This is a genomic window from Bombella sp. ESL0378 (genome assembly GCF_009725845.1).
GTDB classification, from domain to species: domain Bacteria; phylum Pseudomonadota; class Alphaproteobacteria; order Acetobacterales; family Acetobacteraceae; genus Bombella; species Bombella pollinis.
On the sequence record NZ_WNIF01000001.1, the window covers coordinates 1 to 25,608 of the forward strand.

The following is a 25,608-nucleotide window of genomic DNA, read 5'->3' on the forward strand; positions in this document are numbered from 1 at the left end:
ATTAATATAGGTGTCTATATGGCGATGGTATTTTGGCATCAAAACGAAGCTTTTACTTGGCATTTTTATTTAAAACGGAAGAAAAGTTTTGATTATGGACAACCTACAATAGCTCCATTTGGACTAAATTATATGAATATACTAAGAGTTTCTGCCGTTTACTTTTTAAGAGTTATTAAAAAAGAAGAAGAAAGTCTATATGGTATAGGTCTGGAGGGGGGCTGCAAATAGTTTATGAGCTTTATGGGTGAGAGTTCTGTAGGATTAGAGGCAGATAAGCTTACACTAGGGAAAAGGATGTATAAGAGATGATTTCATTTAAAAAGATTGCATATACTAATGTTTTTATTTTATTGTTCAATCTACTAATTGAGATTTTTTATAGAAATCTGTTTTTTACAGCACTTTATATCTCTATAGAAATAGTAATTTTGTTTATCTTTTTTCGGAGGGTAGGGTTATATTTTCCAGAGCGTAAGGTTTATAAATATGGGGGAAGGTTAATTTTATTAATATACATATTACATTTGTTTATGCTTTTCTTTTTTAAAGTAGGGTCTACGCTTATATTATCTTTGATGATACCAATATTGCCTATTCTTATGTCGGTGAGTGCATTTGATATAATAGCTTGGACTTATCAAAAAGGTTTTTCTTATATAGCGAAAGATGTAACACGAGCAATCTTTTGTCCTATTGTTAATATATATATGTATGCATTATTTTTTAGGTGTTTAAAATCTTATTGGAAAGATGATTATAATTGCATTAGCAATCATGATAGAAAATATATAAATATTTATTTGTTAACTATTTTTATGCAATTCTTTATAATTCCAGTGTGCGTTGCAGTACTGATGCAGCATTATTAGTATGGATTTGGGATATTATTGGGTATAATAGACCGAGAAATGTAGAAGATTAGCTCAATAAAAAGGCGCACCTAGGTGGATGCGCCTTTGTGTATCACAGCAATCCTGATTACTTAGACCAGCGTGACAGTTGTTTTGATGTTGCCTTTGGTGGCGTTGGCGTAGGGGCAGACGAACTCGGTTTTCTTCAGTAGCTCAACCGCTTTGGAGCGATCCATGCCGGGGATGGAGGCCTCGATAGCGACCTCAAGACCGAAACCGCCATCGCCACGGGGGCCGATGCCAACGGTGGCTTGCACATGGGTATCGGCTGGGATGTCGATTTTCTCCTCACCAGCAACGAACTTCATAGCACCGAGGAAGCAAGCTGCGTAGCCAGCGGCAAAAAGCTGCTCTGGGTTGTTCCCCTTGCCATCGCCGCCCATCTCTTTGGGGACGCCAAGCTTGACGTGGAAGCTCTTATCGGTTGTTTCGGCAGAGCCATCACGGCCACCGGTAGCGCGGGCTGTGGTTTTGTAAACGACATTAACGGACATCAACATAGCTCCCGGCCCGACCGGTTGCGGGCCTTCTAGGGTTGTCTGACAAGGCCTAGCTCGTAGCAACGAGTATGCCTTCCCCCCAGAGATGGGCCTTTTTGAGAGTAAGACAATGGGGGAAGAGGAAAATAATAGGGGCTAAGAGCCATAAGGCCCGTCAGTGAGGTTGGGCGAGGAGACGGGGAGGTCTGCGAGGATGGCGATGTTGCTTTGGCAGCTGAGGACGGCGGCCTTCTCTGCAGGGGTAAGGCGGGCGAGGGCGATTTCGAGCGTTGGGCTTTCCTGCAATTTGAGGGAACCAGTGAGCAAGGGAACAGAGATAGGCTCCCCAGCTTTACGCGGTGGGGGCAGCGTGGCGAGGTGGGCGTGCCGTAGGGCTGTATTGCTCCGCAGAGCGTGAAAGGCCTCTAAAATAATAGGGTGAGGGTGGTTGCGCTCTTCAGCGGCGCGTTGGAGGATGGACGGAGGGGTTGTTTCTTCTGGGATGAGGAGTAACCCCGCTTTGCGGGCCCATGTCCCCCAAAAGCGACTACCGGTTAGCCCGACAAGAGGAATAGCAATGAGCAGGCCAACCAAGACCGGGAGCATCCAAAGGAAAAGTGCGAGAGAGACCGACCAAGCGGCCGCACTGAGGACGAGGCCAAAGAGGCTATAGAGCCAATATTTACGGATTGTATCGCCCCAAGGCAGGCTACCATCATCACGATTTTGGGCAGACCAGCCAGAATCGCGGCCTAAGAGAATGGAGAGAATGGCCGAGGTTTGGATGAGCATAGCGATGGGGGCAATGAGCGCACCAAGAAGGGTCTCCAAAATAATGGAGATAGAAAGGCGTATGACCCCGCCCGCTTGTTGACGTTCTTGCTTATCAAAGCAAATAGCGAGGAAGGCGAGGGCCTTGGGGGCGAGCAGCACAACCATGGTTTGGATGAAAACCAGCCGCGCCAGGATGGGGTCCACATGGGGCCAATGTGGGTAGAGGCTGCGTTGGGTGCTGAAATATTCGGGGTGGTAGAAATGCGCTTGTAAAGCAATCAAAATCCCAAAAAGGAGAAAGAGCAGCCAAAGCGGGGACATGATGTAAGAGCCTATCCCTACCAACATGTGCGAGCGGCTGACCCAGTGCATACCCTTTGTAAAAAGGATGCGCGCATGTTGGAGATTGCCTTGGCACCAACGGCGGTCCCGCACGGCGATGTCGGTAAGGGAGGGGGGGCTTTCCTCATAAGACCCCATAAGGCCGGGGACCATATGGATGGCCCAGCCGCCACGGCGCATCAAAGCGGCCTCGATGAAGTCGTGACTAAGGATGTGCCCACCAAAGGGGGGCTTGCCGCGCAGATGGGGGAGGCCAGCTTGCTCGGCAAAGGCTTGAGTGCGGATAATGGCGTTATGGCCCCAATAATTGCCCTCTGAGCCATGCCACCAGGCAATGCCCTGAGCAATGAGCGGACCATAAACGCGCCCGGCGAATTGTTGTAGGCGGGCAAAAAGGGTCTGCCCTCCCACAATGACGGGGAGACTTTGGATGAGCCCGACTTGCTCATGCTGCTCCATTGCAGCAGCCATACGGACAATGAGACTGCCATCCATGAGGCTATCAGCATCAAGGGTGAGCATAGCTGGGTAAGCCCCACCAAAGCGTGTGACCCAGTCCGCAATGTTGCCGGCTTTGCGGTCCGTATTTTTAAAGCGGCGGCGATAGAAAAGATGCTGGCGTGCGTAAGCGTGTTGGTGGAGGTCCAGCACGGCTTGTTCTTCTTGCACCCAAATATCAGGGTTGGTCGTATCGGAGAGGATAAAGATGTCGAAATGCTCGCCACGGCCTGTCTCTTGCAAGCTTTTCAGCATAGCGCGGAGATTGAGCATCACGCGTTGAGGTGGCTCGTTATAAGTGGGGAGCAAGATGGCGGTGCGGCTTTTTAGCTCCGGCAGGGGGCCGGTGCGGCGGATGCCAAGGCCTAGCCCACCATGGCGCAGCATGGACCAGAACCCGCCTAAGGCTGATGCGCAGGAGAGGGAGATCCAAAAGCTGAGGATGGTAAATAGCCCTAGCATCACCATCCCGAGGAGGCTTGTGCCGAGTGAGTTAAAAACGGCATTGATTTTGACAACACTATAGGCTGTCAGCGCAAAGGCCATCCCAAACACAAAGAGGCGGCGTAGCCAGAGGAGGGTGGGTGTGGTCGGTAGCCGCCAGAAGGCCCGCCCATGTCGCTCCGGTGCTTTATGGAGGGATTGCACCGGCATGGACAGGGGGGATTCAGGTGGCAGGAAGGTAGTGATGTGAGGGCTGGTCATGGGGTAATTAAGCGGTCCAGCGGTAGAGCCATGTTTCAGAAAGGGGGCCTTGGGCACTGGCGAGTTGGACATGCAGCTCGCATAATTTGGCGGCTCCGGGGTCTAGTTGGAAGAAGGCGCGCACGCCATTAATTTCCGGATTAGGCATAATGGTGATGGCAGAAATCTCCCCCGCAGAGCTCTGGGCGAGGAGATGATAAGCTGTGTCACCGGGGAGGGTGCGGAAGGGTTCGCCGTCAAAATCGAGGACGAATTGCACTTTCTCTGGATGGTCGGTTACAGCACCGACGCGTGTATCATGAATGCGCGCAAGATGTGTTGGCCAAGGCGTATCCCACCCCCAATACATCCGATAGGTGAAGTTATAGATCTGCCCTGCTTTTAGCGGTTGGTTAGGCCGCCAGAAGGAGACGATATTATCATTGACCTCACTAGGGGTGGGGATTTCGACAAGTTGAACGCCGCCTTCCCCCCAATTTCCAATAGGTTCGACCCATAAAGAGGGACGTTTTTCGTAATGGAGGGCGAGGTCTTCATAATCGTGAAAATTACGTTTGCGCTGCATCAGCCCATAGCCGTAAGGCCCTGCATCACTAAAGGAGGAGAGTTGAAGGTCGGTTGGGTTTGTGAGTGGGCGGTAGATGTTTTGGCCTGCCCCTGTCCATATTTGGAGGGCCTCACTATCATGCGCAGCAGGCCGCCAGTCATTAATGTGGGTCCGGTCATTTGCGTCAAAATAATACATGCCTGTTAGGGGCGCGATTCCTCCCGCTGTGATGTCCGTGCGGGGGAAGAAGGAGGATTGGACATCAAAGAGGGTCGTCTCACCGGGGCGAATAGTGAAACGAAAGGCCCCCGTAAGGGAGGGGCTATCCATTAACGCATGGAGGATGAGAGATTGGCTACCGGGGACGGGTTTCTCCAACCAAAAGCTGCGGAATGTGGGGAACTCCTCCCCCGTTGGGGTGCCAGTATCTTTTGCAAAGCCACGGGCGGAGAGGCCGTAAGTTTGCCCCTTAGCAACCGCGCGGAAATAGGATGCCCCGAGGAATACGGCACATTCTTCCATCACACCGGGATGATTGAGGGCATAACGGATGCGTAAGCCAGAGAAGCCTTCCCCCCCGGTCAGGTTTAGGGAAGGGTCTTTACTGGTGAACATATCGGCCGTGTAGTTAACAGGGCGTGCTGTACCGTCATGGACCTCATAAACATCAATAAGCTGCTTATAGAGATACCCGCGCGGGAAGAACTCAACATCAAAAGCGAGGTTGTCTTGCTTCCATAATGCTTTTTCTGAATTGAACTGAACGGCAGAGAATTGGTCAAAACTCATATGAGCCAGCGCATCGGGGAGGTCCTTGCGCGGGGGCTTGTAGCTTTTAGAGGCAAGGTCGCGCGCTAATGTGCGGACGGTGCTGTCATCAAATGGGGTAGCGGAGCCATCATCAGCATGAGCATGGCGTGCGGAGCTTGCACCAAGAGCAAGCCCTGCCCCTAAGCCTACGCCTGTTTTAACTATTGTTCGCCGTGTGATTTTCATGATGATACTGACAAACCCTATCTATATCTCTACAATTTGCTCCTCTTTACCCTGATATGGAAGGGGGAGGGAATGGGCATTGCACGGATAGATATATTAAAAAAATGTAGCTTTTTAAGGGCTAAGCCGTTCTAGGTTGCCAGTAATGCTCCCAAGGGGGCAGTTGAGCGGCTATGTGGCGGAGTGTGGTAGCGGTAGGTGTGGTCGTTAGTGGGGAGACATGGAGGAGAGGCCGACAATGGCTTACATCCTCCAATATCTGGGTGTTTTGTGGGGATTCGACCCCATTAGTGATGAAGCCAAGGACGGGAATCCCACGTTGATACAGGGCCTCAAGGCTTAAAAGGGTGTGATTAAGCGTGCCTAAATTGCTGCGGGTGACGAGGATGACGGGCACACCAAGTTGGGCGATGAAGTCAATCATCAACATAGTCTTCGTCAGTGGCACCATAAGGCCGCCTGCGCCTTCTATAATCAAGGGGGCGTGGGGGGCTTCTGGTAGGGTAAGCTGTTCGGGGTGGAGGGTTATGCTCTCAAGCGCGCTGGCAGCAGCGGGGGCGAGCGGGGCTTGCAGCGCGTAAGCTGGGGGGAGGATATGGTCTTGGGAGAGCTCTGTAAGTTGTTGGACGGTCTCAGTATCGCCGGGCTCCTCAGCAAGGCCGGTTTGGAAGGGCTTCCAATAGGTTCCATGCCACGCGCGTGTTAGGGCGGCACTGATGAGCGTTTTGCCGATTCCTGTATCCGTCCCGGTGACAAAGACGCCTTTTGGCGGGTGGGATGGCAGTGGGGGAGGAGGGGCATAGAGCATGGGTTACACTCCCTTTTGGAAGAGGCCGAAGGCGGCATGATAGGTCACATGGTCGTAATGGGCATCAAAATACCGCATCGCTTTGCGGAGCTGGGCGGCAGGGCGATGGGTGTGACGTGGCAGGGAGGCCCCAATGCGGCGCAAGCCTTGGAGGAAGTCCCGCGCAGATGGGATAGGGTCGTGCATGGCTTCACCACGCCAGACACCCCGGCCATGAGCGGGCCAGTCTTGCTCTAGCTGGGTGAGGGTAGGGTAGTCTGGCACACCGCAAGCGGTCGCGGTGGCGTGGCAGCTTTCCCGCCATTGGTGCAAGCTGCCTGCCTGTAAGGTGCTGACCATAAGCCGTCCGCCGGGGCGTAAAAGCTGTGTAAGGGCTTGGAAAGCGCGAGCGCGGTCCTCAAACCATTGGAGGCAAAGATTAGAGGTGATGAGGTCGAACCCTTCTGGCGGGGTTTGGTGGGGGAGGGGGGCCTCACCATCCATGACATAGCAGCGTATGTGCGCGGGTAGGGCGGCGCAGTGGTAGCGGGTGCGCTCTACCATAGCGGGGGCGATGTCGGTGAGGTGGTAATGACCTTGTGGAAAGGCCTCAATGAGGGCGCGGCTGAGTAAGCCTGTCCCACAGCCGAACTCTAAAATATGTTTGGGTTTTTCCGTGCGATGTTCTTTCTTAATCCATGAGGCAAGTGTTGTGGCGCAGCGTTTTTGGATGGAAGCGGCTTGCTCATAATGATGGGCGGCATCAAAGCGGGCGGCGATGGTGGCTTTGCGGTGGTTTGTCATAAGGAAGCGTTGATGATGCGTGTGAGAAAGGCTGCACACTCTTGTGGGTGCGTGAGGGGGAGGCGATGGCCGCCTGTGCGTTCTACTCCCCACGCCGCAGCTCCCATGCCGGAACGCGCGGGGATGAGGGGGTCATCCACACAATGGAGGCTATAAAGCCGCCCCTGCCAATAAGGCAAATGGTCGCGGTGATCGACCGTCTCGAGCATGGTGAGACCGTCCGTTAAAGCGGGGAGATTGAGTGTTGAGGGTAGGGTGGGGTCTGGCTCCCCACACATATGGCGGAATTGCCGCAGGACGGTTGCAGGCTGGCGTTCAAATTGCCGTATCATGCGGTGCATAATGCGTGGGGGGAGGCCCTCTGGGTAATCGGGGGCTGCGGTAAAGCGAGCAAAGCCGTTAAAGCTGATAAGCCCACGGCAGAGAGGGGAGCGTAACGTGAGCAAAGCGCAGGCCCCTGCGGAGTGACCAACGGCCCAAAAGGGAACCTCTGGTAATGGGGGGTGAGCAGGGGAGCCAAAATAGCCTGCATCAGTACAGATATGCTGCCATGAGGGGAGATGCGTGTGCAGCCCCTCCCAAAAATGGGCATCATACCCCCAGCCATGAAGATAATAGAGAGTGGTCATCAGGCGGCATGGCTCCTCAAGCTAGAGAGGAGGGCCTCGCCGAGCTGGTCAATCATTGAGGTAGAGAGCTGGCTTGTTAAAGCGATGCGGAGGCGGGCTGTGCCGGGGGGAACCGTTGGCGGGCGGATAGCCACGCTGAGAAAGCCGCGTGCCTCCAAAGCGTGGGCTATCTGTAAAGCGGTGTGGCTTTCCCCAACCATAATGGGGATGATGTGCGTGCTAGAGGCCCTCGTATCCCAGCCTGCGTCTTGAAGGTGAGAGCGGAGACGGTCGGCTTGTTTTTGGAGGTGGCAACGCTCATGCTCTAAGTGGGGCGCGAGCTCTAACGCTGCGTCTAAAGCACCAAGGCAAGCGGGAGGCAGGGCCGTGCTGTAAATAAAGCCGGAAGCGTGATTGAGCAGATAATCACATAAGGCGCGGCTGCCTGTAACAAAGGCCCCCATCCCCCCGAGGGCTTTGCTGGCTGTACTCATGGTAATATCGGCCATGCCTTGGGTAAGGCCGCGCCCTTCTGGCCCTAGTACAGCGGTTGCGTGGGCTTCATCTACATAAAGAAAGGCTTCGTAACGTTTAGCGAGGGCGCGTAGGGCGGCAATATCGGCTCGGTCGCCATCCATGGAGAAAACACTCTCCGTGATGATGAACTTTAAGCCCGGTTGGGAGGCATGGCGGTGGAGGAGGGTTTCCAAATGGGTGAGGTCATTATGGCGGAAGCGGATTTGCCGTACCCCTGCTGCTAAACAGCCCTGATGAAGGCTGGCATGGTTAAGCTTATCCATAAAAAAGAGCGCAGGATGGCCCATCTGGCGAAGCGATAGCTGGTTGAGGGCTGGCAGGAGGGAGGCATTGGCTTGCCATCCGCTGGCAAAGAGCAAAGCCGCTTCGCTCTTTTTAAAAGCCGCAAGTTTAGCCTCTAGCTCTGTGTGGAGGGGCAAGGTCCCGCTGACAAGGCGGGAGGCCCGTGCTCCAGTGCCGTAACGCTCCGCCCACTCTGCGGCGCGGTGGCGTAATAGGGGGTGATGGGCGAGGCCGAGATAATCGTTGGAGGTGACATCAATCAGGGCGCGCCCTTGGTGGATGAGCCGTTCCCCTTGCCGCATCATGGGGGTGAGATGGCGGCGTGTATGGTGCTTGTCACGCTCTTGGAGAGCGGCATGGAGAGCGTTTTGAAGGTGATTCATCCTAGATGCTCTTTTAGGACACGCTTTATAGCCCCAGTGAGGTGGGTGAGTTCATCTGAGGTGATGGTAAAGGCGGGGGTAAGGTAAATAATGCGCCGGAAGGGCCGTATCCATACGCCCTCTTTAAGGAAGGCGCGTTTTAGGGCTTCAGGGTCATCTAATCTTTCAAGCTCTACAACGCCAATGGCCCCAAGAGTGCGGACATCGCGCACGCCGGGTAGGTGACGGCATGGCTCTAGCTCATGGGTCATTTGGGTATGAATGGCGCGGACTTGCTCTAGCCGGGGTTCTTGGTCGAAAAGATCAAGCGAGGCATTAGCAACCGCGCAGGCGAGTGGATTGGCCATAAAGGTGGGGCCGTGCATGAGGGCGTGGAGGGGATTGTCCGAGAGAAAAGCCTCAAAAACTGTTTTGCGGGCCACCGTTGCGGCGAGTGGCATGGTCCCTGCTGTGAGGGCTTTGGAGAGGGCGATGATGTCTGGTGTGATGTCGGCTTGCTCGCAGGCAAAGAAGGTACCTGTGCGGCCAAAACCGGTAAAGACTTCATCCAAAATCAGCAAAATTCCGTAAGAATCGCAGAGGCGGCGGAGCTGGCGAAGGGTTTCTGCGGTGTGAAAGAGCATCCCTCCCGCCCCTTGGACGAGAGGCTCAACAATGAGAGCAGCGATTTCATGGCCTTGTCGGGCGAGGAGGGCCTCCAAAGCGGCGGAATGTGCGAGCGTGGTGGGGAGGTCTGCAAGGATTTGCTGCGGTAAAGCTGCGCCAAAGAGGCGGTGCATTCCTTCTTCAGGGTCACAAATGGCCATCATCGCTAGGGTATCGCCATGATAGCCCCCGCGGAAGGAGAGTAGCTTATGCCGTCCTGTATGGCCTTTATTGAGGTGATATTGAATGGCTATTTTCGCTGCGACTTCCATCGCGACAGAGCCGGAATCCGTAAAAAAGACGCGCTCTAAGTCGCCTGGTAAGCGGGCGGCGAGCCGTTGGGCAAGGGTTATGGCTGGTTGATGGACCATACCGCCAAACATGACATGGGGCATGCGCTCAGCTTGTGCGATAAGCGCGCGGCGTATGGAAGGGTGGTTATAGCCGTGGCAGGCTGTCCACCAAGAGGCAATGCCATCTATAAGGGTGCGCCCATCAGCAAGGGTGATGGTACTACCAGAGGTTGCTTGTGCTTCAACCGGGAAGGGAGCGGTATGCATTTGGCTATAAGGTAGCCAGAGATGAGGGAGGGTGCTGGCAGTGTTCATAGGTTAAGGGTGATAGGGCCGTTAGGATAAGAGGATGAACATGATGAGCTGGTAATGTCCCTTAAAGGAGGAAGGGAGACAAGGGGGCAGGCTATCTTATTGGGAAGATTGCAAAAAACTCACTTGACGTTAAGTTACCTGTATCTAAAGGGATGGTTATCTATAGGGCTATTCTCACCTAAATAAATGGAGAACGGCTAATGTGGGCATTGTATGAGGATTGAGAAAGATATCATGGTGAAGATGCGTGCTTTGTTGGCGGTTCTGGTTGTGCCGTTTTTGGCTTTAACGGCATGTGAGACACCGGGGCAGGAATCACGGCCTGATGTGTATGATCAATCCCAAGTCAATACCGTGCAGCGGGGCCGTGTTGTGCAGATTATCTCTGTCTCTGTGGCGCGTGTTAATGTTGATAATGCGCGTAATCGGCGTACCGCTAAGATTGTAGGTGGCCTTGTAGGGGCAGCTTTAGGGAGCGGTTTGGCCGTTGGTGCGGGTCATTCTGGCTGGGGTGGCGGTTTGGCTGCTGGTGCTGGTGGGGCTATTGGTGGGTCCCTTGTTGGCGGGCAGGTTGTAGGTGATCATACACTCGTTAAAGGTGTGACGATTGCCTATCAGGACCGTGCAGGTGGGGAGGTGCTTCTTTCCACCCAAGTGGGACGGACATGCGAATATAAGCCCGGTACGGCGTTATTGGTCTCCACAGGGGGGACGGGGACGCGTGTTCAGCCTAATGCGGCATGTCCGCGCCGGTAAAGCTGTGTGAAGGAGGGTGAATGATGCGGCATAATAGATGGGCTGTAGGCTGTGCTTTTAGCCTTATTCTGGCTCTTTATGGTGGGGCGGTTTATGCACAAGCGATGGACCCCACACAGTTAGAGCATTTAGGCCAGATTCAGGATAGCCAAGACCAACGCCGCGTCTCTTTGGAGGTTGCGCAGCAGCAAGCCGCACAACGGGCGGCCCAAGCACGAGTGCGTCAGCGGCAACAGGATGAGGCTTATGCAGCGCGTATTGCTGCCGCACAACGTGCGCGTGCTGAGACGGATTGGCAGGATGACCGGCAATATCGTGAGGCAAGCCGTGCTATTGCGTTGCAGAAACAGCAGCTTGAGCTCAAAATGTTGGAGAGCCGTGTGAGCCATGAGGATGAGTTCGTCAAAGCGGATTTAGCGCAGAAACAAGCGCAGACGGAGCAATTACGCCAAGCGGCGCAGGGCGATGTTGCTTTGAAGACAGACCTTGGGCAGGCCGCAAAAATGGCGCAACGCCATTGGTGGGAACAATAAGAACATTGGAAAGATAGCGATGGGAGAGGGCATGATGATGAGGCAGCTTATAAAATATGGCGTGTTTAGCCTGTTAGTGCTGGGGGTTGCCTCGGTATCTCATGCAGCAACAAGCTTGCCTGATAAGGTGCCATTTCTACGAGAGACCTATCAAGATTGGCAGCTTGCCTGCCAAGCACCGGGTGGGACTAATAAAAGCGGTGAGGTCAAATGTGTGGCGACGCAAAGGGCGATTGATGTTCATACTCATAAGAGTGTGATGAGTTTACGGCTAGAGCCTGATGGCGAGCAAGTGCGTGGTGTGGTGACGGTCTCCTTTGGGTTGGATTTATTGCATGGGTTAACCCTAACCAACGCCTCTCAGCCGGTAGGGGATATTTATTCCTTCTCGACCTGTTTGCCGACAGGTTGCCTTGTGCCTCTTACATTTGATGATGGGCAATGGCGCACGCTTTTAAAAGATAATATCGGGACATTTACGGCGTTGAGTTTTTCTGGTCAGCCGGTCAAGCTGCTTTTCTCTACGCGAGGGTTAGAGCAAGCTATGCGGCGTGCGCGGGATTTAACGCAATAAATCTCGGTTGCGCTGACCCATACCTTACTTATGTGCCGCAGAATGTGTAACGCACTTCCTCCTCTGGTGAGGGGGTGACAGTAAGGGCATCGTCTGCCTCGGCAAAGGGGGTTTTGAGGGCCTCATGCAGGCGATGGAAGGGTTGATAGTCCCCTTTGAGAGCTTGGGAAAGTGCGTTTTCTATTTGATGATTACGCGGGATAATGCGCGGATTAGTGGCCTGCATGGCCTCTTGCCGTGCCTTGGGGGAGCGTTCTTCTAGCGTAAGGCGGTGGAGCAGCTCTGTTCGGCAGAGGTCAAAATGGCCTTTATTAGTGGGGAATAAGTCTCGTACATCATGATAGTGTCCTTCCACCGCCACGGATGTAGAGCTAAGCATACGGAATATATTGGTGAAGTCTGCTTGGCCAGTATGCATGGTTTCTAACAGATGTTCTAATAGGCGAATATCGTGCTCGTCTTGCTTCTCAAGACCTAGTTTACGGCGAAAGCCTGAGAGCCAGTTATGATGAAAGAGGTGATCAAACTCATGCAGGGCCTCTTGTGCTTGCTCAATAGCGCGGTGTTCATCTTCATCGAACAAAGGAAAGAGACATTCTGCTAAGCGGCTAAGATTCCAGAGGGCAAGAGCTGGTTGGCGGCCATAAGCGTAGCGGCCATCTTTATCAATAAAGCTGAAATGCTTCATCGGGTCGAAACGGTCCATAAAGGCGCAAGGACCGTAATCGAGAGTTTCGCCAGAGAGGGCGCAATTATCGGTATTCATCACCCCATGGATGAAGCCGACCTCCATCCAGCGGGCAGTGAGGGCTGCGTGTTTTTGGATAACCAGTTTCAGCAGATTATAATAACGTGTTGGTCCATCCTCCTCAGCAAGATGGGGGAAAAGCCGTTGGATTGTAAAATCCGCTACGTCACGCACACGCTCTAACCCGCCATGAGCAGCAGCATATTGGAAGCTGCCTACCCGGATATGGCTGCGTGCTACTCGGACGATGAGCGCACCGGGGACAGGGCCACTATTGCGCTCTATTGTTTCTCCCGTGGTGAGGACTGCTAGGGCGCGTGTTGTGGGGATGTTAAGGGCATGCATAGCCTCGCTGACGATATATTCACGCAGGGCAGGGCCGAGTGTGTTTTTACCGTCCCCTCCACGGGAGAAGGGGGTCCGCCCGCTTCCTTTAATTTGGAGTTCCATCATAGTGCCGTTTTGGTCTTGGCAATCGGCAATGAGGGCGGCGCGGCCATCGCCCAGAGAGGGTACAAATTGGCCGAACTGATGCCCAGCATAAGCGGTCGCAACGGGGCTTTGGGGGGATGGGGTGGGCAAAAGCCCTTGGCTGAGAAAGGCAATTCCCGCAGGGGAGTGTAGCCAGGCCACATCCAACCCTAAATCATGGGCTAAGGTCTCATTAAGGGCGATAATCTGTGGGGCAGGCGGCGGTAATGGAGTGATGGGCTTATGGAAGAAGTCTGATAAATGGCGTGTATAAAGTGGGGTTGTGAGCATGACGGCTACCTTTGGATAGCTGAGCGGCGAGGAGTTGAGGGAGGGATGAAGGCCTAGAGGCCGTTTTTTGTCACATAGGGAGGCTGTTTGTAAAATGAAAGGAGGGTCATATAGGCTAAAAAGGGGTAGGAATGGTTTTGTGCCCTTGCTGTCTGGGGTGACACATTATAGATTTCGCGCTTAATAGAGTATGAACTAGGGGTGTGTACGTATAAACCCCATCATAGTAGACGAGATAAGGTAAGGATATTCTGTGGAGAACCAGCCCCCAACTGGCAAGCAGGCTTCTGGGCAGAAGGCCGAGCGGGTAAATCCGGTCTATATTCGCCTACGGGCTGTTATGGCCGCAGCGCGTTACCATGGTATAGAGCTGGATCTACGCGACTTCGCGGCAGAGCCGGGGGAATCGTCCCCCTCTCCAGCGACATTGGTGCGTTGGTTGCGGGATTATGGGGCGGTTGCCAAGGGGATGCGCCTGCGGTGGCGGTACCTTGTCAAGTTAGGCTATACGCCGCCAGTGGTGCTTCTCTTTCGTGATGGCTCTGCGGGCCTGCTAGTCCGTACGGACCCAGAGAAAGGGATTGTTTGGCTGCGCGACCCGTTGAAGGGGGAAGGAGAGCCGCCTGTCCCTGTCGATGAGCTGCGGTTGATGCAGCTTTGGACGGGCGATGTTGTTCTCATCAAACGGCGGTCTGATGAGTCGGAATCCGATGCGGTGTTCGACTTCTATTGGTTTGCCAAGATGGTCCTGCGGGAGAAGAAAGGCCTGCGGGATATTATCTTTGCCTCTATGATTGTCAGTGTGTTGGGGCTTTTCCCAGCGATGATTGTCATGCAGGTGGTTGATAGGGTTATCAATTATCACTCTATGGCGACATTGGTCTCTTTGAGTGGTTTTGTGTTGATTCTCAGCTTGTATGAGATTTTGCTGACTTATGCTCGGCAAGAGCTGATGCTCATTGTCACAACGCGAATTGATGCGCGTATCTCCCTTCATGCGTTTAACCGTCTGTTGGCTCTGCCGTTGGAGTTCTACGAGCGGCAGCAGGCTGGTGAGGTGCTAGGCCGCTTTCATTCCATCTTCAAAGTACGTGACTTTATGACCGGGCAGGTGATGAACACCCTGCTTGATATGTTCATGCTAATGGTTGTGATGCCCGTTCTCTTTTATATGAGCTCCACTATGGCGTGGTTGACCCTGCTTTGTGCTGGGGGCATCGGGTTGATTGTTGTTATCATGCTCCCCGTTGTTAGCCGCGTTGCTGGGAAGATGGTGCGGGCAGAGATGCAGCGCGGGGCGACTTTATATGAGACTGTTGCGGGGATTCGGACGGTTAAGACGCTCGCTTTAGAGGCCACAAGGCGGGCAGAGTGGGATGAGCGCACGGCCACGGTGATTCATTGGCGGTTAGCCTCCCAGCGTTTGTCTAATTGGGTGAATACGTTGGTGCAGCCGCTCAATATGTTCATTAATCGTGGGATTATCCTAGTGGGGGCTTATTTGGTTCTTACCGATTCTGACACGATGCAGGGCGGTGCACTTATGGCCTTTATGATGCTGGGCGGACGTGTCGCCGCCCCGCTGGTGAGTTTGGCTAAATTGATGGAATCCATCAATGAAGTTACGGTTTCGCTTGGGGAAGCGGGAGCGGTATTGAACCAGCCGACAGAAACATACGCTCTTACTCATGGGATGCGCCCTGTTATCAAAGGGGCTCTTAGTTTTGATAGCATCAACTTTACCTATCCGGGGGCGGCTAATAAGGCCCTGTCTGATGTTAATTTTGAGGTTCCTGCGGGGACGATGCTCGGCCTTGTGGGGCGGTCTGGATCCGGTAAATCTACCATTACGCGCCTGTTGCAGGGGGTGAGTCGTAATTATCAAGGGTATCTCCGTCTCGATGGGGTCGATTTGCGCGAGATTAACTTGCATTATTTGCGGCGGTCTTTTGGTGTTGTGTTGCAGGATAACTTCCTCTTTCGCGGCACGATTCACGATAATATCACCGCCGGGCGACCGGGTTTGACGTTGGATGATGTTATCCGTGCAGCCCGCCTGGCTGGAGCGGAGGAGTTTATTGAGCGTATGCCTGCGGGCTATGAGACGTGGATTGAGGAAGGCTCTACCAATATTTCCGGTGGGCAGCGGCAGCGTTTGGCGATTGCGCGTGCTGTGATTTCCGACCCTAAATTGATGATTTTGGATGAAGCAACCTCCGCTCTGGACCCGGAATCAGAAGCTTTGGTGAATGCGAATTTGCAAAATCTGGCAAAGGGGCGGACGATGGTGATTGTTTCCCATCGCCTCTCCTCTTTGGTGAAATGTGACCAAATTGCTGTTCTTGACCAAGGGCGTGTTGTGGATATTGCTCCACATGAAACCTTGTTGGAGCGTTGTGATGTGTATCGAACACTCTGGTTACAGCAAAATCGGCATTTAGAAGCAGCAGAATCGTCCCCCTCACGCGGGGCGGCGCGAGACGATAATCACCCCGCAGGAGGGCAGGACTGATGAGTAATCATAAATCGACCAGCCCCGCCCCCCAGCGCGATGGAGGCACGCGGGAAGATGTGTCTGATACCTCTATGGAGGCAGTAAGCGTAAAGGGCCCGCGTAAGGCAGATGATCCGTACGCTCCGCATGACATGCCCGTTGCGTTGTTGGAGTTCCACTCCCCAACGCTAGGGCTTGTTAATATGCCTATGACGGCTTCGGCTCGTTATATCATTTGGATTGTTGGTTCGTTGGTCTTAGCCTCTATTGCAGCGATGGGGTTGTTTCCGGTTAATAAGGTGGTCACGGCGACTGGGCGGCTTATTTCGACAGAGCCTATTGCGATTATTCAGCCCTCAGCTATGGGGCGTGTAAAGACGATCAATGTCAGTGTGGGGCAATATGTCCGTAAAGGGCAGGTTATGGCGCGGCTGGACCCTACATTGAGCGATGCGGATATGGAGAATCTTTCCGCTCAGATGCTCTCTCTCCAAGCAGAGGTGGTACGGCTTAAAGCGCAGGCGAGCAATCAGACATATCATGTGGATATGAATGTCCCTGCCTCCCTCCAGCAGCAGGAAGTCTTCCTTAAAATGCAGGCTGATTATCAAGCGCATTTGCAGGATTATGATCGCCGCATTGCAGGGATGCAGAATGATTTGCAGGCCGCTAAGGGCAATGTCGCGATGTATAGCAGCAAGCTGCGTGTAACGCGTGCTGTGCTGGATATGCGCCAACGTGAACAGAAGGAGGCTGTAGGCTCTCGCTTATCTACCCTTGGGGCGCAAGATGCTGTGATGGATACAGAGCGGCTTCTCATTGCTGCTCAGCAGGAAGTGGGGGGAACACAAAACCGCCTTATAGCTCTCCAAGCTCAGCGTGATAGCTATGTCCACTCATGGATGGTGAGCATTTATAACCAGCTTGTGACAGATGAGCGAAAACTGGACCAGTTGAGAAGCCAATATCGTAAGGGCCGTGAAGCCCAAAAGGATATTGACCTTCGTGCGCCAGCAAATGGAATTGTCCTTACCATTGCGCCGATTTCTGTTGGGTCTATGGTTTCGCCCACTGTGCGGGTGATGACGTTGGAGCCAACCGATACAGGGATGGAAGTTGAGGCGATTATGAGCCCGCAGGATAGTGCCTATGTGCGGGAGGGGCATCATGCGATTATTAAATTCGCGAGCTTTCCTTATGTGCAATATGGCGGGGCTAAAGGGACGGTTCGGCTTATTAGTGCCGATACGTTCTTGCCGCCGGAGATGGTGGAGGGGAATATCCGCGCAGGGATAGACCCATCTGCGTTGATGAAGTCAGGCGGAGCAGCGATTTTCTATCGTGTTCGGTTGAAGATTGATAAATATACGTTGCATGGTCAGCCGTCCTTCTTCCATCCAAGCCCTGGTATGCCCATTACGGCGGATATTGATGTTGGTAAGCGGACGATTCTGGAATATCTGTTTAGTCGTGCTGTGCCGATTGCAACAGATGGTATGAAGGAACCCTCATAAAGGGAGGGTATAGTCATGGCGGGCCGTTTTGAATTTTTTAACTCCGTTCCCCGTAAGCTGAATCGTGCTCAGCGGTTGCAAGAGCGGGGGAAGGCCACGCAAGCCTTCTCCCTCCTAGCGCGGCTGGCAGGCTCTGGTGTGCCAGAGGCAGCGTATAAGGTCGGGCAATGCTATCTTGCTGGGCAAGGCACGCCGCCTTCGTTGGAGGAAGGAGCCCGATGGACGTATCGCGCGGCAGCAGCAGGGTTGGTAGAGGCCTGCTTTACCTTGGCGACCTTATGCGCCATGGGGTTACCGTCTGATTTTGACCCTACAACCCCTGCTGCTGTGGAGAGAGGGCTTTATGACCCCGCTCAGGAAGGTGAGGAGGAAGGATACGCGCCTAACTTTACGCAGGCCCGTTTTTGGGCGGAGCGTGGGGCTGAGGCAGGGCATGTCGAATCCCAAGCTTTATTAGGGCATATTTTTAATCATGGCCCTGAAGATGTGCGGGATAATGAGGCTGCACGGCATTGGTATGGGCAAGCTGTGCGGGGCGGGTCCTTACAAGCAGCTTTGGGGCTAGGGCTTATCCTGCTGGATGAAGCTGTAGATGATGCTCAGCGTGCTTATGCGATGGCTTTGGTGCAGCGGGCAGCAGATGGTGGTGTGGGAATCGCCAATGCGGCGATGGGCTGGCTGTATGAGCATGGTGTTGGCGGGCAGAAGCGTGATGCCGAAAAAGCAGCAGCCTATTATAAGCAAGCCGCAGAGTTAGAGATTCCGTCAGCCCAAGCACGTTATGGCTTGATGTTGCTGAAAGGTGTTGGGGTTACGCCTAACCCTGTGCAAGCGGAAACATGGTTGCGCCGGGCTGCTTATGGGGGAGACCCGGAGGCCGCGGCCTTATTAGGGGATTTATATATCCGTGGGGAGGATTTTCTTCATCGCCCTATGGAGGCCGCCCGGTGGTATGAGCTTGCTGCTGAGCAAAATCATACATCAGCGGCGCGTGTTCTAGCGGTGTTATATCTTACCGGGACAGGTGTTGTGCGGGATGAGGCCAAAGCGGCGCATTGGTTTAATTTTGCGGCCATGCGGGGTGATAAGCATGCCGATGCAGATTTTGGGAATCTTGTACTCGCAGGTGTTGTGCGTCCTGATGAGGAGCGAGCGGACCTTCATAAACGGTTGCGGCAGCAAGCAGAGGGGGGTGACCTTTTAGGGGCGTTTAATTTGGGCGTCTGTTTAGCCCAAGGGATTGGGGCGACAGCGGATGAGCGGCATGCCTTCCATTGGTTTGGGCTTGCGCGGGAAGGTGTGGTGAATGCTCAATATTGGTATGGCCGTATGTTATTTGAGGGGCGCGGTGTAACCAAAAATCAGCGTTATGGGCTGATGTGGATGGAGAAAGCCGCGCGGCAGGGTATGCCAGAAGCTTGCGCGAGTGTGGCGCAGATTTTTGTGACGGGGCAGGTGAATGGCATAAAGGATCATGCCCGTGCGTTGGAGCTGTATCATCAAGCGGCAGAGGGTGGCTTGGTAGAGGCGTATTTCTCCCTTGGGGCGATGTATGGGGGTGGGCATAATGTCCCTGCCGACCTGCCCCGTGCGCGGTATTATTTTGAGGAAGCCGCACAACGGGGTCATGGTTTAGGGCAGATGATGTTGGGGCGTTATTGGCTTAAAGGCCTAGGCGGTGAGCAAGATGTAGAGCAAGCCCGCTACTGGTTGACACAGGCCGCTCAACAAGGGGTTGAACGTGCGAAAGCCTTGTTGGAGGAGATGCCGTCATCGTCTTCTGCCCCCGCGGTATCGTGAAGACACCTGTTACGTTTATTCCCGGTTATGGGCGGTTTTGTACCCCGCAGGAGGAAGCGCGTTGGGAGGCGCAGCATCTCCAAGAGTTGCACAAGATGTTCACCAAAGGGATGGCGTGCATCAAGCAGGGGGAGTTGGAGGATGGGTTATTCTGGCTAGGGCGGGCTGAGCGTCTCTCTGGTCGGGCTGCTACGCTTAGCTTCACATACGCTATGGCGTTATGGGAGGGAGGGTTTTTGGCCAAGGCCCTTCCTCGGTTAGAGGATTTATGGGGTCAATCTGGGGTGAGAGAAACGGGATTGGCCCTTGCAGGCGTGTTATCGCAGCAAGGACGTGCGGTGGATGCTGCGCGCGTTATGGCGCAGCTTTTAGCGCGTAATAGCCTTGGGGACGGGCATGATGTGCTCATGGATGGCATTGTAGCCTCTATAAAGGCTGTTGGATGGGCATCATTGTCGTGCGCGGGGGTGTTATGGCTGCGCGTTAGAAAACTGGTGACGGTGTTTTTAGATGATGTCCCTTTAGGGCCGTTCTCTAGTGGTATGTATGACCTCGCAGAGCATGTCCCTCAACAGAAAGGCCCGTGGTGGCGTGGGGAACGCCTCCATATTATTTGTGATGGCCATACTATGTTAGGAGGCCAGATTGACCTTCAGGCCGTGATACGCTGCCATTCCCTCATCACGCCAGAGGCCCAAGGGGTACGCGGATGGTTATGGTACCCCGGAGAGCCGGGGGCTGTGCCCACTATTAGGGTGGATGGTCATGAAGTACCGATAAAGATAGAGGGGCTAGCGGAGGGCTTTAGCAGCACGGCTCTTTTGCAGCGTCCTTATGGGTTTTACCTTCCCTATGAAGCATGGCCAGACTTAGCGGTAAAGCGGACGGGCTTTTATGATGGTTATGGCAGGTTGTTACAGGGCGCGCCGTTAGACTCGGCCCTTGTGCAGTTGATGCAATCGCCCTCATCTACCGGGAATAAGCGGAAAGGCTGGACGCGGGAAGGTTGCCGGAAGGCGCGTAAGTATGTGGGCAAGGGGCAGCAAAGCACGGTAGCAGCGGGATGCGCGGTGATTATCCCTGTTTATCGGGATAAAGCTATGGTGCAAGCTTGTGTAGAAAGCGTGTTAGCGACCATTCCCCCTTCATGCCGGGTTATTATTATTGATGATGCGTCCCCAGAGGTAGCTTTGCGTACGTATCTCCTCTCTCTCGCACAAGAGGGGCGTGTGCGGATTAAGCGTCATGAGCGTAATCAAGGGTTTGTGGAGAGCATTAATACCGGCCTTGCTTTGGTGCCAGAGGGGTGGGATGTCATTTGGCTTAATAGCGATACGCTTGTCTTTGGCCCGTGGGTAGAACGATTGCGCCGTTGGTTGGGCCAAGCGGGGGTGGGGACGGTCACGCCGCTCTCTAATGCAGGCGGGTTGACCTCTTACCCGGTGCCGAATCGTGACAATCCCGCTCCATCTGTGCAAGAAGCCGCCGCGCTAGATGCGCTGTGCCAACAACAAGCGGAGGCCATGCCACTTCATGTGAGCTTACCGACAGCAAATGGGTTTTGCATGGCTGTTTCGGCTGCGTGTCTTAAAGCGGTAGGACGATTACGAGGGGCGTATTTTGCGCAAGGTTATGGGGAGGAAAATGATTTCTGCCTAAGGGCTAGTGAGGCAGGTTTTACGCATCTTGTGGGGGCGGATGTGTATGTTCTGCATTATGGTCATGGCTCTTTCGGGGCCGAAGGCAGCCCGCTTTTGCAGCGGAATCTTACGATTCTGAATCGCCTTTATCCCGGTTATGATGCCGCGATCCAGCGGTGGAAGCAGGCGGAGCCGCTGCGTGTTTTCTGGCGGCAGTTGGATTGGCAGCGCATGGCCCAGCATCGGGCGCGTTTTTCCAGCGCGGTGGTGTTGCTCCAACATCGGGGCGGTGGGGGTGTCGCGCGCGCCGTGCGTGAACATGCGGTGCGTCTATGTAAAGCGGGGCTTTTACCGTTCATCATCGAGCCCACGATGGAGGGGTGCCGGGTTGTAAGCCCGGTTGAGGGGCTTGTGGTCCCTAATCTTCGTTTCGCTTTGCCAGAGGACTATCCCATTTTGGTGGCCTTTTTGCAGGAGATGGGGGTGGAATGTGTCATTTGGCATCATTTATTAGGGCATGAGCCGGGGATGCGGCAGCTGCATCATAAATTGGGTGTGCCATATGAGGTCTATGTGCATGATCATATATGGTTCTGCCCCCGTATCGCTTTGTGTAATGAGGAAGGGCGTTATTGTGGGGAGCCGTCTCTCACCGGGTGTGAGGCGTGCTTGGCAGAGGGCAATGTCCCGTTGGATGAGGCGATAAGTCTGCCCGCTTTAATTGCTCGCTCAACAAAGGAATTAAACGCAGCGCGCCGGATTGTAGCCCCTAGTGAGGATGCAGCAAAACGTTTGGCACGTCATGTGTCGCTTACAAGGTCCATTATCTGTGAAGCTTTGGAGGATGACCAAACGATACATGCTCGCTCCGCGCTGTTAGTAAAGGATTACTTTTTAGTACGGGGGCGGCCAAGACGGATTGTGATTCTCGGCGGTATTAGCCGGTGGAAAGGATATGACGTTATTTTGACACTAGGGCAGTATATCCAAAAGCATGCTTTGCCTCTGCATTTGATATTGATTGGGGGCACACATGATGACGATGCTCTTTTGCAAGCGGGGGTAAGCGTGACAGGTGCGTATGAGGAAGCTGATACAATGGCGTTGTTGCGAGATGCGGATGCAGATATCGGCTTTATTGCCTCAATCGCGCCAGAAACATGGTGTTATACGTTGGGATGGTTATGGCAGGCTGGTTTGGCTGTGGTGGGGTTTGATATTGGGGCTTCTGCTGCGCGGATTAAGCAAGCTGGGCCGCAATGGGGGCAGATCATCCCTTTGGGGATGCCAGTGGAGCGGTTAGCAGCGTTTTTTATGACGCACGGATAGCATAACAACCTTTTGAAATATAATGATTTTGCAGAAAGGGTTAAAATAAGGTATTCTGAAGGTGACATACCAGCTTGTTCTGTGCGAATAAAGATTTCGTATTTTGTAGTCTCGGCCTATTGGAGAAAACATGCCCGACAAAGAGAAAGACCAACCCCGTCATCATATTACGGACCTCAAGGCCGGTGCGCATGTGATGACGTTGGATGCGGGGGTGTTTTGCGTGTTCCATGCGCCGGGGCAGACAGAGGCCGGACCAAGCGGTCTGCCGGGGATTCGCATCTCCCGTGCGCCGGGCTCCCCGGCTGATGCTGTAGAGGTTGTCACCTTTGCAGAGGATGGCTGGATGGGAGCGGCTAATAGTGCGGCATTGGTGCGCATCCGCCGTGGTCCAGCGGGGATTATGGTCACAACATATCAAGATGGTCAGGCAGGTGGGGAGGCCCCGCGCTTGCAGGTGATTCGTTTGATTGGTGGTGTACCAGCTGGGCAAGTGAGTGGTGAGGCTGTTGCTCCCGTTGCTGGGGAAGGGGGGCAGAGCCAAGCGTCTGTCTCTGGTGCAGCCGGGGCGAGTAAGCATGAGGTTGTAGCTCATGTGCAGCGGCATGGTGATGTTGGCTGTGCCGTGGGGGAATGGGTTGGTAAAAAAGGCAGCAAACGGTGGATTGAGGGCTTCTCCATCACTCCATCTGAGGAAGGGGTTGCTGCAGAAGATATAGAATATCAGGCTGTTCTTGGGCGTGGCTGGTTGTCGCCATGGGCTGAAGGCGGGCAGTTTTGTGGCTCTCGTGGGATGTCCTTGCCGATTCTAGGGTTGCGTGTACGCTTAAAGGGTGAGGCTGCACAAAAATGGTCGCTTGATCTTGTAGCGTGCTTTACCGATGGAACAGAAGTAAGCCTCGCAGATAGTGATGATGATGCCCTCCAGGCAGAGAGCCTTGCTCCGCTGGAGGCTTTTTGTGTCAAGTTGGTGCCTGCGCGGCGGCGGTCTGCTAAAGCAAGCGGTACGCAGGGTCGGGCGCGGTCTGCTAAAGCGTGATGGCCTAAGGTTGGCTGGGGGAACGGGTGCGTTTTCTTTTTGTTCATCAGAGTTTCCCCGCGCAATATGCTCATATTGTCGCACGGCTAGGGCGTAACCCTGAGCATGATGTCGTGTTTCTTACCGCTGGTAAAGGGCCAGACATTCCCGGTGTCAGGCGGGTTTTGTACCGCCTACCGGAGTTGGAGCGCGGTAAGAGCCATCCTTTTGTAGGGGAGTTTGATTACGCGATTCGCCGTGCTGAGGCAGTGGCGGCGGTAGCACGCTCCTTAAAGACGCTTGGTTTCCAGCCTGATATTATCATCGGTCATCATGGCTGGGGTGAGTTGTTGAATCTAGAGTCTGTGTTTCCAGACGTGCCCTTGTTGGGATATTTTGAGTTCTATTATGGTCTGACAGGGCGGGATACGGGGTTTGACCCTGAGTTCCCTCCTCCAGAGAATGTAGAGCTGCTGATTCGCTGTAAGAATACGGTCAATCTTCAGGCTTTAGCAGGGCCAGGATTAGGGCAAACGCCAACGCGTTTTCAGCGGGATACTTATCCGCAATGGGCGCATGATAAGCTTACTTTGTTAGATGAAGGGGTGGACCTTACGCGCTATCGTCCGGACCCTATGATAAAGCGGGAGCCTTTTCAGCTTGGTGAGATAGTGGTCGCGCCTTATGAAACATTGGTGACGTACGCCGCGCGCAATTTGGAGCCTTATCGTGGCTTTCATAGTATGATGCGCGCCTTGCCTGCTTTGTTAAAGGCTCGGCCTGATTGCCGGGTCATCCTCATGGGGGGGGATGATGTAAGTTATGGTGTGCCCCCTGTAGGTGGCGGGACGTGGCGTGAGCAGATGTTAAAGGAGCTTGAGGGCCAGCTAGACCTCTCACGGATTCATTTTGTAGGGTGGTTGGAGCGTGAGCAGATGATTCGTGTGTTGCAACGCTCTGATGCTCATATTTATCTAACATATCCTTTTGTTCTATCATGGTCTTTGCGAGAGGCTATGGCGTTAGGGTGCCCTCTGGTTGTGAGTGATACAGCCCCCGTGCAAGAATATCTTACCCATGGGGAAACGGCTCTGATGGTACCTTTTTTAAAACCGCATGCTTTAAGCGAGGCTATTTTGAATCTTTTGGAACATCGTACATTAGGGGCGCAGTTGAGCCATAATGTGCGCCAAAGAGCCGAGAAGACCTTGGATATGCAGCAGTATCTGGCCCAATATGAGGCCCTGATAAGTAAAATGACAGGCCGGGAGGCGATATAAGATGCCAGAGATGGATAAAGCGGCTTTAATAGGGTTGGTAGGGGGATGGATTGTTAAAAAATCGCCATCATCCCCGCCGCAGAAACTTACTGAGGATGATTGTACCCAATTAGCAGAGGCCGCTTATGCGAGTTGGTCAGATGCACATGGGCCGGGGAAAGATACTCTTAGGGAGCTAACGCGAGAGTGGATTGCACAGCGTGAGCGTGGGACCGTTCCCGGCCGTTTGTTAGAGAATGATTTTCGCGCGATTATGGCGTCTCTAGGGCTTGATAAGCCAAAAGCCTCTCCTCAAGCTGCTTCCCCAGAGCCAGAGCCAGAGCCAGAGCCAGAGCCAGAGCCAGAGCCAGAGCCAGAGCCAGAGCCAGAGCCAGAGCCAGAGCCAGAGCCAGAGCCACTTTTCCCAAGCTTATTAGCCGAGACAACGGTGAGTGAATGGCGTAAGGATTTCATGCCCGCGGATTCGGTGCAGGAGAATGAGGTGTTGCCTGATGGCCGGCGTGTGCGGGATGTTTTGCAGGAAGATCCCTTCTATTTTGCGCGACTCCATTTAGCGTTATCGTTGTAAAGCGGAAGGTAAAGAAAAAGGCGTGTCCTCCGTGGGGGGCACGCCTTTTTTATAAAAGAGGGAGCTAGCTTGATGAGCGGCTCCCTCTTTTTATACGCCTTAGGAGCGCGGGCCAGCTTCAGCTTGAAGATGAGCCTCTAGGAACCAGAGGTTCTTATCCAAACCGCGGGAAATCTCTGTAAAGAGGTCCGCTGTATCATCATCGCCAGCCTCGGCCGTTGTTTTAATGGCCTCACGGATTTTGTTGGCCACTACGCCATAGCGTTCTGCCAAGGCTTTGATGTGGTCGAGAACAGTGAAGATGTTTGTGGGGTAAGGGGCGCAGTTTGTGTGGTCATGCACTGTCTGCACTGTGCCGAGGGCAACCCCACCAAGCTGTACCGCACGTTCAGCAGCGGTGTCGATAAAGCCATCAAGCCCGCCACGGAAGCCATCGAGCATTTCATGTACGCCGATGAAGTTTGTCCCCTTGAGGTTCCAATGGGCCTGCTTGGTGACCAACGCGAGGTCGATCAGGTCTGCCAGACGGGCATTAAGTGTCTCGATAGAGACGCTCTTTGTGTTGTCTGGGGTGTTGTTGCTTGTGTGAAAATGGTGAATCTTGCTCATTATATCGCTCCTCTATGATATTGGCCTCCCCCCTTAAATGGGGGAAGGCACTCAGAAACCGGGCGGGACGTCTC

21 protein-coding genes are annotated in these 25,608 nt (G+C 53.8%); 11 read left to right on the plus strand and 10 right to left on the minus strand.

The window, feature by feature from the left end:
- A partial coding sequence (locus tag GM556_RS00005) for a hypothetical protein (RefSeq protein WP_230873213.1) occupies positions 1-231 on the plus strand: 231 nt, incomplete at its 5' end.
- A gap of 754 nt (positions 232-985) precedes the next feature.
- On the opposite strand, the gene GM556_RS00010 is transcribed toward GM556_RS00005, so the two are convergent.
- The 8 genes from GM556_RS00010 to GM556_RS00045 all read right to left on the minus strand — a co-directional run bounded on the left by GM556_RS00010 (position 986) and on the right by GM556_RS00045 (position 9,909).
- Positions 986-1,408, minus strand: coding sequence for an organic hydroperoxide resistance protein (locus GM556_RS00010; RefSeq protein ID WP_099027531.1), 423 nt, complete (start codon positions 1,406-1,408; stop codon positions 986-988).
- Between the two features lie 141 nt (positions 1,409-1,549).
- Positions 1,550-3,712 (minus strand): glucans biosynthesis glucosyltransferase MdoH, encoded by a 2,163-nt coding sequence (gene mdoH / locus GM556_RS00015; RefSeq protein ID WP_155578894.1) that lies wholly within the window; start codon positions 3,710-3,712, stop codon positions 1,550-1,552.
- A gap of 7 nt (positions 3,713-3,719) precedes the next feature.
- A complete protein-coding gene (locus GM556_RS00020) occupies positions 3,720-5,255 on the minus strand; it encodes a glucan biosynthesis protein (RefSeq protein WP_155578895.1) in 1,536 nt (511 codons plus the stop codon).
- Positions 5,256-5,376: 121 nt separating this feature from the next.
- Positions 5,377-6,063, minus strand: coding sequence for a dethiobiotin synthase (gene bioD, locus GM556_RS00025; protein ID WP_155578896.1), 687 nt, complete (start codon positions 6,061-6,063; stop codon positions 5,377-5,379).
- Between the two features lie 3 nt (positions 6,064-6,066).
- Complete coding sequence (locus tag GM556_RS00030; RefSeq protein WP_155578897.1) at positions 6,067-6,846, minus strand: methyltransferase; 780 nt, start codon at positions 6,844-6,846, stop codon at positions 6,067-6,069.
- Positions 6,843-7,475 carry an alpha/beta fold hydrolase gene (locus tag GM556_RS00035; RefSeq protein WP_155578898.1) on the minus strand — a complete coding sequence of 211 codons (633 nt, stop codon included), beginning with the start codon at positions 7,473-7,475 and terminating at the stop codon, positions 6,843-6,845. The genes GM556_RS00030 and GM556_RS00035 overlap by 4 nt, the downstream gene beginning before the upstream one ends.
- A complete protein-coding gene (locus tag GM556_RS00040; protein WP_155578899.1) occupies positions 7,475-8,656 on the minus strand; it encodes an 8-amino-7-oxononanoate synthase in 1,182 nt (393 codons plus the stop codon). Before GM556_RS00040 ends, GM556_RS00035 begins: the two co-directional genes overlap by 1 nt.
- Positions 8,653-9,909, minus strand: a complete 1,257-nt coding sequence (locus GM556_RS00045) for an adenosylmethionine--8-amino-7-oxononanoate transaminase (RefSeq protein ID WP_155578900.1) — start codon at positions 9,907-9,909, stop codon at positions 8,653-8,655. The genes GM556_RS00040 and GM556_RS00045 overlap by 4 nt, the downstream gene beginning before the upstream one ends.
- 234 nt (positions 9,910-10,143) lie before the next feature.
- On the opposite strand from GM556_RS00045, the gene GM556_RS00050 reads away from it, so the two are divergent.
- From GM556_RS00050 to GM556_RS00060, 3 genes are read left to right on the plus strand one after another with little or no spacing between them, the layout of a single operon-like run.
- Positions 10,144-10,665 carry a hypothetical protein gene (locus tag GM556_RS00050; RefSeq protein ID WP_155573964.1) on the plus strand — a complete coding sequence of 174 codons (522 nt, stop codon included), beginning with the start codon at positions 10,144-10,146 and terminating at the stop codon, positions 10,663-10,665.
- Between the two features lie 20 nt (positions 10,666-10,685).
- Positions 10,686-11,198 carry a DUF5384 family protein gene (locus tag GM556_RS00055; RefSeq protein WP_155573963.1) on the plus strand — a complete coding sequence of 171 codons (513 nt, stop codon included), beginning with the start codon at positions 10,686-10,688 and terminating at the stop codon, positions 11,196-11,198.
- A 31-nt stretch (positions 11,199-11,229) separates the two neighbouring features.
- Positions 11,230-11,772, plus strand: a complete 543-nt coding sequence (locus tag GM556_RS00060) for an invasion associated locus B family protein (protein WP_196424634.1) — start codon at positions 11,230-11,232, stop codon at positions 11,770-11,772.
- A gap of 28 nt (positions 11,773-11,800) precedes the next feature.
- Here GM556_RS00060 and GM556_RS00065 read toward each other — a convergent pair whose 3' ends face one another.
- Complete coding sequence (locus GM556_RS00065; protein WP_155578901.1) at positions 11,801-13,282, minus strand: YdiU family protein; 1,482 nt, start codon at positions 13,280-13,282, stop codon at positions 11,801-11,803.
- A 340-nt stretch (positions 13,283-13,622) separates the two neighbouring features.
- On the opposite strand from GM556_RS00065, the gene GM556_RS00070 reads away from it, so the two are divergent.
- The 7 genes from GM556_RS00070 (at position 13,623) to GM556_RS08570 (ending at position 24,925) form a co-directional block, all read left to right on the plus strand.
- A complete protein-coding gene (locus GM556_RS00070) occupies positions 13,623-15,794 on the plus strand; it encodes a peptidase domain-containing ABC transporter (protein ID WP_155573980.1) in 2,172 nt (723 codons plus the stop codon).
- Positions 15,794-17,290, plus strand: a complete 1,497-nt coding sequence (locus tag GM556_RS00075; RefSeq protein WP_155573960.1) for an HlyD family type I secretion periplasmic adaptor subunit — start codon at positions 15,794-15,796, stop codon at positions 17,288-17,290. The genes GM556_RS00070 and GM556_RS00075 overlap by 1 nt, the downstream gene beginning before the upstream one ends.
- Before the next feature lie 15 nt (positions 17,291-17,305).
- Positions 17,306-19,090, plus strand: a complete 1,785-nt coding sequence (locus tag GM556_RS00080; RefSeq protein WP_155578902.1) for a tetratricopeptide repeat protein — start codon at positions 17,306-17,308, stop codon at positions 19,088-19,090.
- Entirely contained in the window at positions 19,087-22,059 is a 2,973-nt protein-coding gene (locus GM556_RS08650; RefSeq protein WP_155578903.1) for a glycosyltransferase, read from the plus strand. Before GM556_RS00080 ends, GM556_RS08650 begins: the two co-directional genes overlap by 4 nt.
- Before the next feature lie 130 nt (positions 22,060-22,189).
- Entirely contained in the window at positions 22,190-23,098 is a 909-nt protein-coding gene (locus tag GM556_RS00090) for a hypothetical protein (protein WP_155573957.1), read from the plus strand.
- Positions 23,099-23,124: 26 nt separating this feature from the next.
- On the plus strand, positions 23,125-24,357 hold the full coding sequence (locus GM556_RS00095) for a glycosyltransferase (protein ID WP_266137945.1): 1,233 nt from the start codon (positions 23,125-23,127) through the stop codon (positions 24,355-24,357).
- Position 24,358: 1 nt separating this feature from the next.
- Positions 24,359-24,925: a hypothetical protein gene (locus GM556_RS08570; RefSeq protein ID WP_196424739.1), complete on the plus strand. Its 567-nt coding sequence runs from the start codon at positions 24,359-24,361 to the stop codon at positions 24,923-24,925.
- A 99-nt stretch (positions 24,926-25,024) separates the two neighbouring features.
- Here the strand turns inward: GM556_RS08570 and dps are convergent, their stop codons facing one another.
- Positions 25,025-25,534: a DNA starvation/stationary phase protection protein Dps gene (gene dps, locus GM556_RS00105; protein WP_155573954.1), complete on the minus strand. Its 510-nt coding sequence runs from the start codon at positions 25,532-25,534 to the stop codon at positions 25,025-25,027.
- Positions 25,535-25,608: the final 74 nt, after the last annotated feature.